The organism is Methylobacterium sp. AMS5 (genome assembly GCF_001542815.1).
Classification (GTDB): Bacteria; Pseudomonadota; Alphaproteobacteria; order Rhizobiales; family Beijerinckiaceae; genus Methylobacterium.
This window is the reverse complement of sequence record NZ_CP006992.1, coordinates 3,197,882-3,213,613: the sequence shown is the minus strand read 5'-3', so window position 1 is coordinate 3,213,613 and position 15,732 is coordinate 3,197,882. Positions and strand designations below refer to the sequence as shown.

At 69.6% G+C, this 15,732-nt stretch carries 13 protein-coding genes; 10 read left to right on the top strand and 3 right to left on the bottom strand.

Annotated elements, in window-relative coordinates:
* Positions 1–6: 6 nt before the first annotated feature.
* From Y590_RS14405 to Y590_RS14370, 8 genes are all read left to right on the top strand, one after another.
* On the top strand, positions 7–1,467 hold the full coding sequence (locus Y590_RS14405) for an FAD-dependent monooxygenase (protein ID WP_060772300.1): 1,461 nt from the start codon (positions 7–9) through the stop codon (positions 1,465–1,467).
* A 66-nt stretch (positions 1,468–1,533) separates the two neighbouring features.
* Positions 1,534–1,782, top strand: a complete 249-nt coding sequence (locus Y590_RS14400) for a hypothetical protein (protein ID WP_060770455.1) — start codon at positions 1,534–1,536, stop codon at positions 1,780–1,782.
* 32 nt (positions 1,783–1,814) lie between these two features.
* On the top strand, positions 1,815–2,090 hold the full coding sequence (locus Y590_RS14395; RefSeq protein WP_060770454.1) for a hypothetical protein: 276 nt from the start codon (positions 1,815–1,817) through the stop codon (positions 2,088–2,090).
* 73 nt (positions 2,091–2,163) lie between these two features.
* Positions 2,164–3,051 carry a cation diffusion facilitator family transporter gene (locus Y590_RS14390; protein ID WP_060770453.1) on the top strand — a complete coding sequence of 296 codons (888 nt, stop codon included), beginning with the start codon at positions 2,164–2,166 and terminating at the stop codon, positions 3,049–3,051.
* Between the two features lie 383 nt (positions 3,052–3,434).
* Positions 3,435–3,794, top strand: a complete 360-nt coding sequence (locus Y590_RS27350; protein WP_286161748.1) for a hypothetical protein — start codon at positions 3,435–3,437, stop codon at positions 3,792–3,794.
* 251 nt (positions 3,795–4,045) lie between these two features.
* Positions 4,046–5,518, top strand: coding sequence for an Asp-tRNA(Asn)/Glu-tRNA(Gln) amidotransferase subunit GatB (gatB, locus tag Y590_RS14380; RefSeq protein ID WP_060770452.1), 1,473 nt, complete (start codon positions 4,046–4,048; stop codon positions 5,516–5,518).
* A gap of 334 nt (positions 5,519–5,852) precedes the next feature.
* Positions 5,853–8,417 (top strand): sensor domain-containing protein, encoded by a 2,565-nt coding sequence (locus Y590_RS14375; RefSeq protein WP_286161747.1) that lies wholly within the window; start codon positions 5,853–5,855, stop codon positions 8,415–8,417.
* A 155-nt stretch (positions 8,418–8,572) separates the two neighbouring features.
* Positions 8,573–9,631 carry a GGDEF domain-containing protein gene (locus tag Y590_RS14370; protein WP_060770451.1) on the top strand — a complete coding sequence of 353 codons (1,059 nt, stop codon included), beginning with the start codon at positions 8,573–8,575 and terminating at the stop codon, positions 9,629–9,631.
* Positions 9,632–9,644: 13 nt separating this feature from the next.
* Here the strand turns inward: Y590_RS14370 and Y590_RS14365 are convergent, their stop codons facing one another.
* Both Y590_RS14365 and Y590_RS14360 read right to left on the bottom strand, forming a co-directional pair.
* Positions 9,645–10,997: a sigma-54-dependent transcriptional regulator gene (locus Y590_RS14365; RefSeq protein ID WP_060770450.1), complete on the bottom strand. Its 1,353-nt coding sequence runs from the start codon at positions 10,995–10,997 to the stop codon at positions 9,645–9,647.
* The gene (locus tag Y590_RS14360; RefSeq protein ID WP_060770449.1) at positions 10,994–12,871 is read right to left on the bottom strand and encodes a sensor histidine kinase; all 1,878 of its coding nucleotides are present in this window, start codon (positions 12,869–12,871) and stop codon (positions 10,994–10,996) included. Before Y590_RS14360 ends, Y590_RS14365 begins: the two co-directional genes overlap by 4 nt.
* 311 nt (positions 12,872–13,182) lie before the next feature.
* Here Y590_RS14360 and Y590_RS14355 point away from each other — a divergent pair, with 311 nt between their 5' ends.
* On the top strand, positions 13,183–14,526 hold the full coding sequence (locus Y590_RS14355; protein WP_060770448.1) for a dicarboxylate/amino acid:cation symporter: 1,344 nt from the start codon (positions 13,183–13,185) through the stop codon (positions 14,524–14,526).
* A gap of 215 nt (positions 14,527–14,741) precedes the next feature.
* On the top strand, positions 14,742–15,137 hold the full coding sequence (locus tag Y590_RS14350) for a GFA family protein (protein ID WP_060770447.1): 396 nt from the start codon (positions 14,742–14,744) through the stop codon (positions 15,135–15,137).
* A 6-nt stretch (positions 15,138–15,143) separates the two neighbouring features.
* On the opposite strand, the gene Y590_RS14345 is transcribed toward Y590_RS14350, so the two are convergent.
* Positions 15,144–15,728: an NAD(P)H-dependent oxidoreductase gene (locus Y590_RS14345; protein WP_060770446.1), complete on the bottom strand. Its 585-nt coding sequence runs from the start codon at positions 15,726–15,728 to the stop codon at positions 15,144–15,146.
* Between the last annotated feature and the right edge of the window lie 4 nt (positions 15,729–15,732).

Sequence of the window (15,732 nt, the reverse complement as noted above, 5' to 3'; positions counted from 1 at the left end):
GTGCATGTGTCGGACGTCCTGATCGTCGGCGCCGGGCCGGTCGGCCTGACGCTCGCCTGCGAACTGACGCGCTACGGCGTCGGCGTCCGGCTGATCGACCGCGCTCGCCAAGCGACGCAGACCTCCAAGGCGCTCGTCGTCTGGTCGCGCACCCTCGAATTGATGGACCGGATGGGCTGCACCGAGGCCTTCCTCGCGGCGGGTTTGCGCGCCCGCGGCGCGACCCTGCGCGGCGGCGGACGGGTGCTCGGCGGCCCGGACTTCTCCGACATCGCCAGCCCCTACGCCTTCGGGCTGATGATTCCGCAGAGCGACACCGAGCGGCTGCTGGCCGAGCATCTGCGCAGCTTCGGAGTCACGGTCGAGCGCGAGGTCGAACTCACGGGCTTTGCGCAGACGCCCGACGGGGTGGAGGCACGGCTCTCCCACGCCGACGGGCGCGAGGAGCGGGTGGCGACAGCCTTTCTGATCGGCTGTGACGGCGCCCACAGCGCCGTGCGCCACGGGCTCGGCCTGCCCTTCCGCGGCACGGCGCAGGGTGACGAGTGGCTGCTCGCCGACCTCCGCCTCGACGGCGCGGGGGCCCCGCCCGGCGACGCGATCGCGGTCTATCTCCACCGGGACGGTCCGTTCGTGATCTTCCCGATTCCCGGCGGCCGGGCGCGGGTGGTCGCCACGGTCGGACGCGCGGACGGGCGGCCGAGGCCCGATCCGACGCTGGCCGAGGTGCAGGCCCTGGTCGCCGCACGGGCCGGGCCCGGCATCCGGGTGTCGGATCCGGTTTGGCTCAGCCGCTTCCGCATCCATGAGCGAAAGGTCTCGGAATACGGTCGGGGCCGCGTGTTCCTGGCGGGCGATGCCGCGCATATCCACAGCCCGGCCGGCGGCCAGGGCATGAACACCGGCATGCACGACGCGGTGAACCTCGCCTGGAAACTCGCCCTGGTCCGGCGCGGCGCCGCCGTGCCGAGGCTCCTCGACAGCTACAGTTCGGAGCGCAACGCCGTCGGCGAGATGGTTCTGCGCAATGCCGGGCGGCTCACCGCCCTGGCGACGCTCACCCATCCCCTCGCTCAGGCCGTCCGCAACCGCGCCCTGCATGGGCTCCTCGGCTTTCACGCCGTGCGGCGCCTGATGGCGGCGACGATGAGCGAGATCGCGATCGGCTATCCCGCCTCTCCGCTCTCGGTCGGGCCCGGCGCCGGCCGGCGCTGGCGGCCGGAGGATGCGGCCGGCCCACCGCCGGGCGCGGGCACCGACCCGCGCTTCGTCCTCTACGCGGCGGATGCCGAGCGTGGGACGGCCCTCGCCGCCCGCTTCCCCGGTCTGGTTCAGCCCGCACCGCGAACGAACCCCGAGCCGGGGCGCCTGCATCTGGTGCGCCCCGACGGGTATGTCGGCCTCGCGGCCGGCGCGGCCGATTGGGATGAAGCGGCGCACTACCTGAAAGAATGTGGACCGGCCTGAATGTGGTGCAGCCGAGGCGCCCGTTCGCGCGTTGAAGCCCCGATTCGATGCAGGACGCTGCCCACAATGAAATGGTTTGCCTTGAGCCCACGGGATCCCGCCGACCCGCGCTGGCCGCTTCCGGAAACGCCGAGGATCACCCTCAAGGCCGAAAACGCGGACGACGCCCGCCGCCGCTTCGAGGAAGCCTATCCGAGCGAGCCCTTCGGCACGCCGGGCCATCCCACCGGCGATGTCGGACCCGGCAGTTTCCGGGGCGATGCGGAGGCGCTGGTTGTCGAGGAGACCGACACGCCGCCCGCGCCGGAGGCGTGAGCCGTGCTGCCGGCCACAGGAATCTTCGCGCCATGACCGAAACCACGACCGAAACCACGACCGAAACCGGCAGACGCGCCCCGCACGAGACCCTCGACGCGCAGCTCCTGCGCTACTGGGAGCGGGAAGCCGCTCGCTTCGACGAGCTGTCGGCGCGGGCGAGCTTCGGCTGGATCAGCCGCAACTATGCCCGCAGGGCGCAGCGCGCCCGCGAGAAAGCCGAACGCAGCCGTGCCAAGGAGGTCGCCCGCGGCCGCCTGCCCGCATCGGCGCGGGCGCCCGATCGGGACGGCGATAGCCCGAGCTAAAACCTTTGCCGTGGCCTTCCGGGGCCACGGATCGTAAGGGCGGAGCCGTCCCCTCCCCGCCCCCTTGAGCTGCATGACAGGAACCGAAAAGGCCGCCCTGGCGAGCGCCGCCGTGGGCGTGCTCGTCACGGCGCTGAAATTCACCGCCTACTGGCTCACCGGCAGCCTCGCGCTCTATTCCGATGCGCTGGAGAGCATCATCAACGTCGTGGCCGCGGCCTGCGCGTTCCTGGCCGTGCGCGTCGCCGCGCAGCCGGCCGACGAGGATCACCCCTACGGCCACCACAAGGCGGAGTATTTCTCCGCGGTGATCGAGGGGGCGCTCGTCATTGTCGCCGCCCTGTTGATCCTGCGCGAGGCGTATTTCGGCATCCTCGACCCGAAGCCCCTCGACGCGCCCGCGCTCGGTCTGGCCGTCAACGGCGTCGCTACGGTCATCAACGCGGTCTGGGCGATGATGCTGTTCCGGCGCGGCCGGCGGCTGCGCTCGCCCGCCCTGTTGGCCGATGCCCGCCACATCCTCGCCGACGTGGTGACGTCGGGCGGCGTGCTCCTCGGCCTCGGCTTCGTCCTCGCCACGGGAACGCCGGTGCTCGATCCCGTGGTGGCGGGCCTCGTCGCTCTCAACATCCTCTGGTCGGGCTGGACGATGGTGCGCGATTCGGTCAACGGCCTGATGGATCAGGCGGCCTCGCCCGAGATGGTCACGCGCATCCGCGCCCTGATCTCGGCTCACAGCGAGGGCGCCCTGGAGGCCCACGACGTGCGCACCCGCCATGCCGGCAGCGCCACTTTCATCGACTTCCACCTCGTCGTGCCGGGCGAGATGACCGTGTTCGAATCCCACGCGATCTGCGACCGGCTTGAGGGGGTGATCGAAGCGGGGATCGAGGGGGCGGTCGTGGTGATCCATGTCGAGCCGGGCGATCAGGCCAAGCTGCGCGGCGTGCCCGTGATTTGAAGCCGGCTTCAGGCGCGATATTGGGGCTTGCATGAAGCGGGTCTTCCTCACCTCCACACCCAGCCACCGCAACGCCTACGACCTGTTCGACGGGCGCTGGGCGAGCGATCTCAGCGAACTCGTGCCCGATCTGCCGGTGGGCGGCGGGCTTCCGGGCTTCCGGGCCGATCCGCGCCCGCGCCAGGCAGCCGAGATCCTCGGGCGCGACGGGCGCTTCGACGGCTACGACATCCTCGAACTCGGAGGCCTTCCTCAAGTCGCTCATCGTCAAGAACATCGCCGGCCTGAACCGCTCGACCTTCCTGCTCGGCGACGTCAGCCGGCACCTCGCCGCTCCGGGGCCGCGCTACGACCTGATCTTCGCCTGCGGCATCCTCTATCACATGCTCGACCCGCTCGAACTGATCCGGCTCGCCGCCGCGCGCTCCGACCGGTTGTTCATCTGGACGCATTACTACGCCTCGCAGCCGCGTCTGCGCCGCCACGTGCCGCGCGCCGTCGAGCACGAGGGATTGCGCCTCACCCTGCACGAACTGACTTATCGCGACCGCGGGCTCGCCACCTTCTGGGGGGGCAACCGGGGCCGGACCCGCTGGATCGAGCGACCCGATCTGATCCGGGTGCTCGCCCATCACGGGCTGACCGAGACGACGATCATCGCCGACGACCCCGACTTCGTGAACGGCCCGGCCGTAACGCTCGCCGCGCAGCGGCCGGCCGCCGCCGCCGGGGCCATCGCCTGAAGCGATCACTCCGCGTTTTTGCCGGCCTCGATCGCCCGCGCCCGCCTTCCCGGGCTCAGGCTCTCGCTCCGCTCGATGCTCATCGCGACGGGCGACCTGACGAGCCCGCTCTTCGCGCCGCGAAACCGCTGATGCGGCTTCGAGGGATTGCCCCGTGCTGGTTGCTCCGCCCGCTTGACCCGTCCGGCACGGGCTCCCTACACACTCGGACAGGCGCCGATCCGGCGGCGCCGGCACTGAAGTCGAAGAGAATGACCGAGCGCGTCGATCCGAAGAAGCTCATCAAAGGCGGCCTCCACGATTGGGAGGTCGTGATCGGCATGGAGATCCACGCCCAGGTCACGAGCCGCTCCAAGCTGTTCTCCGGCGCCTCGACCGCCTTCGGCGGCGAGCCCAACGACCACGTCTCGCTGGTCGATGCGGCCATGCCCGGCATGCTGCCGGTCATCAACGAGGAATGCGTTGCCCAGGCCGTGCGCACAGGCCTCGGGCTCAAGGCCCAGATCAACCTCCGCTCGGTGTTCGACCGGAAGAACTACTTCTATCCGGACCTGCCGCAGGGCTACCAGATCTCGCAGTACAAGGACCCGATCGTTGGCGAGGGCGAGGTGCTGGTCGATCTGCCCGAGGGTGAGTCGATCACGGTGGGCATCGAGCGCCTGCACCTCGAACAGGATGCCGGCAAGTCCCTTCACGATCAGGATCCGACCAAGAGCTTCGTCGATCTCAACCGCTCCGGCGTGGCGCTGATGGAGATCGTCTCCCGGCCCGATCTGCGCTCGTCCGAGGAGGCCAGGGCCTACGTGACCAAGCTGCGCACGATCCTGCGCTATCTCGGCACTTGCGACGGCGACATGGAGAAGGGGAGCCTTCGCGCCGACGTGAACGTCTCCGTGCGCCGCCCCGGCGAGCCGCTCGGCACGCGTTGCGAGATCAAGAACGTCAACTCGATCCGCTTCATCGGTCAGGCCATCGAGACCGAGGCGCGCCGCCAGATCGCGATCTTGGAGGACGGCGGCAAGATCGATCAGGAGACGCGCCTCTACGACCCGGCCAAGGGCGAGACCCGCTCGATGCGCTCGAAGGAAGAGGCGCACGACTATCGCTACTTCCCCGATCCCGACCTCTTGCCGCTCGAATTCGATCAGGCCTACGTCGATGCGCTGGCCGCGGGCCTGCCGGAACTGCCGGACGCCAAGAAGGCGCGCTTCATCAAGGATTTCGGCCTCAGCGCCTACGATGCCGGCGTGCTCGTCGCCGAGCGGGCCTCGGCCGATTACTTCGAGGCGGTGGCCCGCGGGCGCGACGGCAAGGCCGCCGCGAACTGGGTCATCAACGAGCTGTTCGGCCGCCTCAACAAGGAGGGGCGCAGCATCGAGGACACGCCCGTCTCCGCCGAGCAGCTCGGCACCATCGTCGATCTGATCGGCGACGGCGTGATCTCGGGCAAGATCGCCAAGGACCTGTTCGAGATCGTCTGGTCCGAGGGCGGCGACCCGCGCGCGATCGTCGAGGCCCGCGGCATGAAGCAGGTCACCGATACCGGCGCCATCGAGGCCGCGGTGGACGCGATCATCGCCGCCAACCCCGACAAGGTCGAGCAGGCCAAGGCCAAGCCGACCCTGCTCGGCTGGTTCGTCGGCCAGACCATGAAGGCGACCGGCGGCAAGGCTAATCCGGCCGCCGTCAACGCGCTGCTGAAGGACAAGCTCGGTATCGAGTAGAGCCGGCGGTCGCGCGAAGAGTGCCTCACAAAACTCCCGGTCTCTGACCGTTCTCGCTCTGGCGATGACAGCGCGGCGGGAGTTTCGTGAGAGACACTAAGCCTCATCGGAATTCGCGTCGTCACGGCGAATGGTGGTTCGATGGTCGCCCGGCGGCCATCGGATCTCCGGTAAGGCAATTCGCGGTTCGCGCGCTGAGGAGCGCGAGAACGAAAAGCCTTCCGGAAATTGTCTCGACGTATCCAATCTCCTTTAACTTCAAGCTGCGAAGCTTCGCTGACCCCACCAGCCTCGGGCGCCGGCCTCGGCCGAGCGCTTGCGGGGGAGCCAAGCGATGTCCGCGTCCCGTCCCGTGCCACGCCGCGACCGTGGAGCTGCCGCACCCGTCCAGGACGCGCCGCGGGAGGCTGCGGAGCTTCGCCGGGCGGAGGCGCATCTCGTTGAATGGGAGGCGCGCCTGCGGGCGATCGAGGCGGCCCACGCCATGGCCGAGCAGATCGCCGCCTTCGGCCATTGGCGGATCGATGCCGCCACCCGCACCATCGCGTGGTCGGACGGGATCGCCCGCATCTTCGGGCGCAACGCCGAACGCGCGACGCTGCCGCTCCATACTCATCTTGGCTTCTACCACCCGGATGAGCGCGAAGGCGTCCGGGCCGCCATGGACGAGGCGCTCGCGGGCCGCAGCCGGACCCTGGGGGGCGGATACGAGCATCGCTCCCGCCTCCTTCGTCCCGATGGCGAGATGCGGGTGGTGGCCGTTTACGGGATCGGCGAATACGATGACGTGGGCCGCCTCGTCTCGATCTTCGGCGTCTGCCTCGACGTCACCGACATGGACCGCTCCGAGCGGCGCTTGCGCGAGACCGGCGAGGCGATGCGGGCCGCGCTCGAAGCGATGGACCAAGGCCTCGTGATGATCGGCCCGGACGATCGGGTCCAAGTCCACAACCAGCGCGCCCGCGCCCTCCTCGACCTGTCGGACGAGGTTCTGCACGAGGGCGCGTCCTTCGAGGCGGTCCGGCGTCACCTCGCGCAACGCGGCGAGTTCGGTAATGCCCCGCCCGAAGCCCGGGAATGGCTAGAACGGGGGACACCGCCGCCCGGGATTCAGGGTTACGAGGGCACGCGGCCCAATGGGACGATCCTGGAGACGCGGCTCGCGCCGATGGCCTCCGGCGGCCTCGTCTGCACCTATACCGACCTGACCGAGCGCCGACAGGGCGAGGCGGCTCTGCGCTCGGCCGAGGCCGACTACCAGTCTCTGTTCCAGAACGCGGTGATCGGCGTCTACCGCGCCAGGCTCGACGGCGGCATCGTCCAGGCCAACCGGGCGCTGGCCCGGCTGCACGGCTATGACGCCGGGCTCGTGCCGGGCGAGGGCTTCAACCACGATTGGTATGTCGAGCCGGACCGGCATGCCGCCTTCCTGGAATGTCTGGAGACGGAGGGCCATGTCGAGGACTTCGTGTCCGAGGTGCGCCGTCACGTCGGCGCAGAACGCATCTGGGTCGCCGAGACCGCCTGGGTCGTGCGCGACGCGGCGGGTCGGCCGATCTGGTTTGAGGGCACCGTCGCCGATGCGACGGAGCGCAAGCGCGCCCAGGCGCTGATCGAGCACATGGCCCGCCACGACGCGTTGACCGGGCTGCCCAACCGCCGGCTGTTCCAGGAAACTTTGAGCCGCGAGATCGAGGGGGCCCGGCGGGACGGCGGCTGGGTGGCGGTGCTGTGCTGCGACCTCGACCGCTTCAAGGCGGTCAACGACACCTTCGGCCATCCCGCGGGCGACGCCTTGCTCCGCGTCGTCGCGGGCCGTCTCCGCGGTGCTCTGCGCGAGGACGACGTGGTGGCTCGGCTCGGCGGGGACGAGTTCGCCATCATCCTGCCCAGCAGGGGTAAACCTCGCCGCATCGCCGCCGTCGCCCGCCGGCTGATCCAGGCCGCCGGGCGGCCGGTCGATCTCGGCGGCCGCGCCACCACCGTCGGCGTCAGCATCGGCGTGGCGGTCTGGCCGAAGCACGGCGACAGCGCCGATACCCTGTTCATGAACGCCGACATCGCACTCTACCGGGCCAAGGATTCCGGGCGCAACACCTTCCGTTTGTACGAGAGCGGGATGGCTCTCGCGGTCGCGACCCGCAACCTCCTGGAAATCGACATGCGCGAGTCGATCCGTTCCGGCGGGTTCGCGCTGCATTACCAACCGATCTTCGCCCTCGCGGACGGTGCGCCGCAGGGCTTCGAGGCACTGCTGCGCTGGAATCATCCCCTGCGCGGGCCGATCTCGCCGGCGGCCTTCATCCCGTTGGCGGAAGAGAGCGGCCTCATTACCCAACTCGGCGCCTGGGCGCTGCACGCGGCCTGCCGCGAGGCGGCCTCCTGGCCGGGCGATCTGCGGGTCGCCGTCAACGTCTCGGCGGTGCAGTTCCGCAAGTCCGGGCTGGAGCAGAGCGTCATGCGCGCGCTCGCAGCCTCGGGCTTGCCGGCCGGGCGGCTCGAATTGGAGATCACCGAAAGCGTGCTGATGCAGGATTCGGACGCCGTGATCGGCTCTCTCCACCGCCTGCGTGCCATGGGCGTGCGGATCGCGCTCGACGATTTCGGCACGGGCTACTCGTCCCTGAGCTACCTCTGCCGGTTCCCCTTCGACAAGATCAAGATCGATCGCTCCTTCATCCGCGACATCGATGAGCCCGTAGCGGCGGCGGTGGTTCGCGCGGTGGTGGGCTTGGGCGAGCGCCTCGGCATGACCATCACCGCCGAGGGCGTGGAGACGGAGGAGCAGCTGGCGCGGGTGCGGCGCAAGGGCTGCACCGAGGTGCAGGGCTTCCTGCTCGGCCGGCCGCTGCCCGCCGCGCAGGCCATGGCCCTTGTCGCGGGGCGGGTGGCAGCCTGAGCCGATGCGCGAGGACGGTCGGCGGGTGGCACCTGTCGAGGACGGATCGGCATCAGTCTCAAGCGGAGAGCGAACCGGCGCGTCGATGCGAAAGACTGAAATTTAACAGTAACCGGCTATCCCTCCCGCCGTGACTCCGAGGGCTAGAGGCGTTGATGCCGGGACAGATGCAGCAGGCGGATCCGGACCTCGACCGCACTCTGGCTCCCGCGCAACGGGCTTGGGAGGCGCTGCGGCAGCATGCGCTGCCGCCCTCCCCGCGGAACTATGAATTGCTGCACACCTTCTTCACCGGCGCCAATCCGCCGCTGAGCGAACGCCTCGCGCCCTGTCTCGCCCCCGGTGGGACGCTGAGCGAGGAGCAGGCGAGCGCGCTCTACGACACCTGCATCGCCGGGACTGCGACGGAGGCCTCCGTGCTCGATGGAGCGGGGCGGCTGGCAGAGGCGGCCGGTACCCTGGCAGAGCGCGTCGCAGGCAGCCGGAGGGCGCTCGCCGGCTATGGTGATGCCCTGACCCATTGGTCCGGCCGCCTGAATGCGCGTCCGACCGCCGATGAGCTGATGACGGCGCTCGTCGCCCTGATCGGCGAGACCGAGCAGGCGCAGACCCGCAACCAGTTGCTGGAGGACCAGCTCTCGGCCTCCGCCGCCCACATCGCCAAGCTGCACCGGGATCTCGTCGAGACGCAGCGCGCGGCGGCGACCGATGCGCTGACGGGGCTTGCCAACCGCAAGGCCTTCGACGGGTTCCTGCGCGACTCGATCGCCCGGACCCGGAGCGATTCCGGCAGCACCTTCTCGCTGCTCATGCTCGACATCGACCACTTCAAGGGTCTCAACGACCGGCACGGCCACCGCTTCGGCGATCAGGTGCTGCGCCTCGTCGGACGGCTGCTCAGCGCGAAGACGACGGATCGCGACCTCGCCGCGCGCTACGGCGGCGAGGAATTCGCGATCGTGCTCGGCGAGGCCGGCATCGGTGCCGGCGTCGCGCTCGCTCAGCAGATCTGCGCCCGGCTGCGGGGTCAGCGGCTGGTCAAGCGCGGCACCGGCGATGTCGTGGCACAGGTCACGATCTCGGCCGGCGTCGCACAGTACCGGCCGGGCGAAGCCGCCCGCGACGTGATCGAGCGGGCCGACCGCGCGCTCTACGAGGCCAAGCGGACCGGCCGCGACCGTGTGTGTCCGACGCCGCGGGCCGCGGTCGCGTGAGGTCTCGCCGCGTTCAGCGGAAATCGGTCGGCGCGAGGCCGTAGCGGGCGATCTTGTCGTAGAGGGTCTTGCGCGGAACGCCGAGGGACTCGGCGGCCAATCGCACGTCGCCGCCGGCCATGATCAGCTCCTCGCGGATCAGCCCGCGCTCGAACCGCTCGACCTGATCGGACAGGCTGAGAACCGCCGTCGGCGCCGCCTCCGGGGCGGCTTGGCCGGAGAGGCCCAGCGCGCAGCGTTCGGCGAAATGATCGAGTTCGCGCACGTTGCCGGGCCAGGAATGGCGCAGGAGGTGGTCGCGCATCGCCGCCGTCACGGGCGGCGCCTCGCGGCCGAACCGGGCGACGGCGCGGGCCAGGAAGTGCTGGAACAGCAGCAGAATGTCCTCGCGCCGCTCCCGCAGGGGCGGGATCACGACCGTGACGACGTTGAGCCGGTGGTAGAGGTCGTCGCGGAACGTGCCGGCAGCGGCCTCCTGGCCGAGATCGACCTTCGTGGCCGAGACGACCCGCATATCGATCGGCCGCCGCTCGTTGGTGCCCAGCGGCTCGACCACCCGCTCCTGCAGCACCCGCAACAGCTTCACCTGAAGCGCCAGCGGCATGCTCTCGATCTCGTCGAGGAACAGCGTGCCGCCCTGGGCGTGCTCGATGCGTCCGACACGGCGCTTGAGCGCCCCGGTGAAGGCGCCGGCCTCGTGGCCGAAGAGTTCGCTCTCCACCACGCTGTCGGGCAGCGCGCCGCAATTCATCGCGACGAAGTTCTTCGAGGCGCGCCGGCTCCATCGGTGGAGGGCGTTGGCCACCACCTCCTTGCCGGAGCCCGTCTCCCCGAGCACGAGTACGTCGACGTCGGCGCCGGCCACGTCGCGAACGAGGCGGCGCAGGCGCACGATTTGCGGCGAGATGCCGAGGAAGGCGGGATCCTCCTCGATCGCCGCGTCGAGCCGGGCGACGAGCCTGCGGTTCTCCAGAACGAGCCGGCGGCGGTCGAGGGCGCGACGCACCGAACCCATCAGCGCTTCGGCCGGGTAGGGCTTGGCGAGGAAATCGTAGGCGCCCGAGCGCATCGCGGCGACCGCCATCGAGATGTCGCCGTGCCCGGTGATGAGGATCACGGGCAGGTCCGGGTCCTCGGCCTGGATCCGCTCCAACAGGGCGCGCCCGTCGAGACCCGGCAGGCGCACGTCGGTGACGACCACTCCCGGTGGCTCGGCCCGGATCGCCGCGAGGGCGGGTTCCCCCGCCTCGAAGGTCTCGACCTGGAAGCCATCGAGTTCGAGGCTCTGGCGGTTGGCGCGCCGCACGTCCTCCTCGTCGTCGATGAAGACGATCCGCTCGGACGCGCCGTCCGGCTCGCTGCTCATATGGCCTCCAGGCTCCCGACCGGTTTTGCGTTCCGCTTGTCCTGTGCCGCGTCCGCCGGGGCGGGGGCGCGGGTCAGCTCCATCCGGAAGGTCGTGCCGTCGGCGCCCGAGCGCAGCCCGAGCGTTCCGCCGCATTCCTCGACGATGCCGCGGCAGATCGCCAGACCGAGCCCGAGGCCTTCGGATTTCGTGGTGAAGAACGGGTCGAACACCTGCGCCCGCACGGCTTCCGGGATCCCCGGTCCGTTGTCGGCAACCTCGACCGCGATCCGCTCCTCGCTCGCCTCGACCCCCAGGGCGATCGACGGGTCCGGGCGGCCGGTCACGGCGTCGAGGGCGTTCTGCAGCAGGTTGACGACGACCTGTTCTAGGCGCGGCCCGTTGCCGAGCACGGCGAGATCGGGTGCGGGAAGCGGCGCATCGAGGGCGATGCCGGCTTGCGCGGCGCGCCAGGAGACGACTTCGAGGCTTCCGCGGACGATATCGGCGAGGCGCACCGGCTCGCGCCGGCCCGAGGCGCGGCGGGCAAAGCCCTTGAGCTGGCGGGTCAGGGTGCCGATGCGCTCGGTCAGCCGGCCGATCGCCGAGACGTTCTCCGCCGCATCCTCGACGCGCCCGCGGCGCACGAGAATCGCGGTGTTGTCGGCATAGGAGCGGATCGCGGCGAGCGGCTGATTGATTTCGTGGGCCATGCTGGCCGCGAATTGACCGAGCGCCGCGAGCCGCCCGGCCTGGGCCAGTTCACGGCCGAGGCGCTCGCGCTCGGCCTCGGCGCGGCGGCGCTCCTCGATCTCGGCGAGAAGCTGCCGGTTGGCCTCGCTGAGCGCGTGCGTGCGCTCGGCCACCCGCGCTTCCAGTTCCTCGCGCCGGGCGGCGGCCTCGGCGAGCCGTGTCCGCATCCGCCGCCGCCTTCCCATCAGCATGGCGAGCCCGGCCCAGGCGAGACTCGTCGTCAGGAGGGCGATCACCCGGCCCTGCGCCCGCTCGCGCTGAACCGCGGCGGCGATCGGGGTCAGGGTGTGGAGGCGCCATTCGGTGCCGGGTATCGGGGCGTCGAGCATCAATGCCGGCCAAGCGGGCTTGGCGCTGCCGCCGACCCGGACCAGATCGTCCGCACCCGGATCGGCGTAGAGTGGCAGGGGCGAGAGCGGCGCCTCCCCGAATTCGAGCGCCTCGCGGATACGCTTGCGCTCCGCGTCATCGACGGTGCGCAGCGCCTTGAAGCGCCAGCTCGACTCGCTCGCCACCAGAACGATGCCGCGGGCATCGGTGACGAACACGCTCTCGCGACTCGTGCGCCATGCGGCCTCGATCGCGTCGAACTCGATCTTGACCACGACGACCCCAGCCGCGCGGGGCAGCCGGCGAGCAAGATAGTACCCCGGCCGGCCGCTGACGGTGCCGAGGGCGAATTGCGAGCCGGAGCCGGTCGCCATCGATTCCTTGAAATAGGGGCGAAAGCCATAGTCGCGGCCGATGAAGCTTTTCTCGGCCGTGGCGTTGCTCGCGGCGACCGTCACGCCGTCGGCGCCGATCACGTAGATCACGGCCGCACCGGTCGCCTCGGCGATCTGTGCGAGGCGATCGTTCACCCCCTCCACGAGACCGCGTTCGGGCGCGGGTTCCACCACACGGGAGATCTCGGGATCTGCGGCGAGCGCGAGCGGCAGCGAACTCTGCGTCTGCATCTCGGCCCGAAGCGCCGCGACCTGGAGTCCGAGCGTCGAGGAGGCCGAACGTCTGAGATCGGCGAGCGCCCACCGTTCCGCCACCCGCCCGCCGAGCCATCCCGACAGCAACAGAGCCGCGAGCCCCGCCAGCACCACGAGCGCGCGCCGGTAATCTTTCGCGGAAACCGGAGCGGCGACGATCACCGCGGCACGTCCAGTGCGAAACTCCGGAACGATCCGGGGCCCCGCGTGCGGATCACCGCAACAGGCATTCGGGCGCCTTGCGCGTGAAAACGTGAAATATCATTCATTTCAGTGCTTTAATAAAAAGTTACCGGCGCCTTTGGCTTGGCATGCCCGTTGCCATTCCCTGATCGTAACGCAGCCATGACTGAACTGCAGAGCTGTGTGCCGCGAGGCCAAAAGCAAGAGCGGACGGGACCGGAATCCTCCTCGGGAGGCGTTCGGCGAACCGATCCGACGGACCATCCACCGTCCGACAGGGAGCAACGCCCATGGCCACCGTGCCGTCCCCTTTGACCGCGCCCCACGCGCCGCCCGCACCCAAGCCGCTCTATCGCACGCTGTACTTCCAGGTTCTGGTCGCCGTCGCCATCGGCATTGCCCTCGGGCATTTCTACCCGAAGCTCGGCGCCGACATGAAGCCGCTCGGCGACGCCTTCATCAAGCTCGTCAAGATGATCATCGCGCCGGTGATCTTCCTCACCGTCGTCTCCGGCATCGCCGGCATGACCAATCTCGAGAAGGTCGGCCGCGTTGGCGGCAAGGCGCTCATCTACTTCATCACGTTCTCGACGCTGGCCCTGATCGTCGGCCTCATCGTCGCCAACGTGCTCCAGCCCGGCCACGGCCTGCATATCGACCCGAACTCGCTCGATCCGAAGGCGGTGGCGACCTATGCCGGCAAGGCCAAGGAGCAGAACATCGCCGACTTCCTGATGAACATCATCCCGACGACGGCCGTCGGTGCGTTCGCGGGCGGTGAGATCCTCCAGGTTCTGTTCTTCTCGGTGCTGTTCGGCTTCGGCCTCGCCTTCCTCGGCGAGCGCGGCAAGCCGGTTCTCGACATCATCAAGGTGATGTCGGAGGCGATCTTCGGTGTCGTCAACATCATCATGAAGGTCGCCCCCATCGGCGCCTTCGGCGCGATGGCCTTCACCATCGGCAAGTACGGCATCTCGTCGCTCGCCAACCTCGCCTACCTCGTCGGCGCCTTCTACCTGACCTCGGCGATCTTCGTTCTCGGCGTGCTCGGCGCGGTCGCCCGCTACAACGGCTTCTCGATCCTCAAGCTCATCCGCTACATCAAGGAAGAGCTGATGCTGGTGCTCGGCACCTCCTCCTCGGAATCGGCCCTGCCCTCGCTCATCGACAAGATGGAGAAGGCCGGCTGCTCGCGCCCCGTCGTCGGCCTCGTGGTCCCCACCGGCTACTCGTTCAACCTCGACGGCACCAACATCTACATGACGATGGCGGCGCTCTTCATCGCCCAGGCCACCGACACCCCGATCACCTTCGGCGAGCAGGTTCTGCTGCTGCTCGTCGCCATGCTCTCCTCGAAGGGCGCGGCGGGTGTGACCGGCTCGGGCTTCATCACCTTGGCCGCGACGCTCGCCGTCGTCCCCTCCGTGCCGGTCGTCGGCATGGCGCTGATCCTCGGCATCGACCGCTTCATGTCGGAATGCCGCGCCCTCACCAACTTCATCGGCAATGCGGTGGCCTGCATCGTCGTCGCCCGCTGGGAAGGTGAGGTCGACGAGGCCAAGCTTCACGCCGCGCTGGGTGGCAAGCCGGTCGCCGAGGCGACCCCTGCCCCGGTCCTTCAGCCGGCTGAGTGATCCGGTCAGGAGGGCGCACCGTCCTGCGTCCTTCGTCCGGTATGGGAGCCGCGGCAGCCGGAAGAGGGCTGCCGCGGCTTCTCGCATTCTGAGGCCTCATCGGGCCCCGGACTTTCGTCTTCGCAGCGTCTGTTTTTCCGAACGCCGGTACCCCTTCCTTCGGGACGATGCTCTATCCTCCGGCGCATCGCTGCTTCGCGATTCGAGGAGGTTTCATGCTCACGGGACGCTGCCATTGCGGGGCCATCACCTACGAGATGCCGACCGAGGTGGCCCATAGCGCGCTCTGCCACTGCTCGGATTGCCGGCGCCATTCCGGCGCGCCGATGGTCGGCTGGGCGATGGTGCCGGCCGCGCGTGTGACGATCTCCGGCGAGCCCACGGTCTACGCCTCCTCCGAGCACGGACGGCGGCATTTCTGCGGGAAGTGCGGCACGGGCCTGTTCTACGTCAACGAGCAGATGCTGCCGGGCATGATCGACGTGCAGACAGGCACCCTCGACACGCCCGAAGCCCTGCCGCCGCAGGCGCATATCCAGGTGGCCGAGCGCGTCGCCTGGATGGAGGAGGCGCACCGGTTGCCGAGCTTCGAGCGCTTCCCGGGCGGTTGATACGGCTCAGAACGCCGACAGCCGTCGGCGAACCCGCTCGATGAAACGCGCGCGCATCGGCTCCGAGGCTCCATCCATGCCGGTGAGCGCGATCCAGTCGAGCCGGCAGCGCGGGGCGCAGAGCGGGCGGATGCCGAAGCGGAACAGCCGCCAATCGGGCCAGCCGACGAGCCAGAGCAGCCAGCGCGGCGAGCCGTAGGTCGTCACGACGGCGATCCTTCGGATGTTGGTGAGGCGTGGTTGCAGCACCTTCGCCCCGCCCAGTGCGAAGGCCACGCCCGGCAGCCAGACCCGGTCGAACCAGCCTTTCAGCATGGCCGGCGGTCCGAACCACCATGTCGGGTAGACGAGGACCAGAGCTTCGGCCCGGCGCAGGGCGGCGATGTGGCCGGCGAGATCCGGCCGCTCGGCACCCTCCTCGTAATAGGCGCCCCGTTCCTCCGCACTCAGCCGCGGATCGAAACCCGCTCCGTAGAGATCGAGCCGTTCGATCGTGTGGCCCGCCGCTTCGAGCGCGGCGGCGGCCGTGTCGCGCAGCGCCGCGTTGAAGCTGTCGCGGCGGGGATGGCAATGGACCAGCAGGACGCGCATCGGC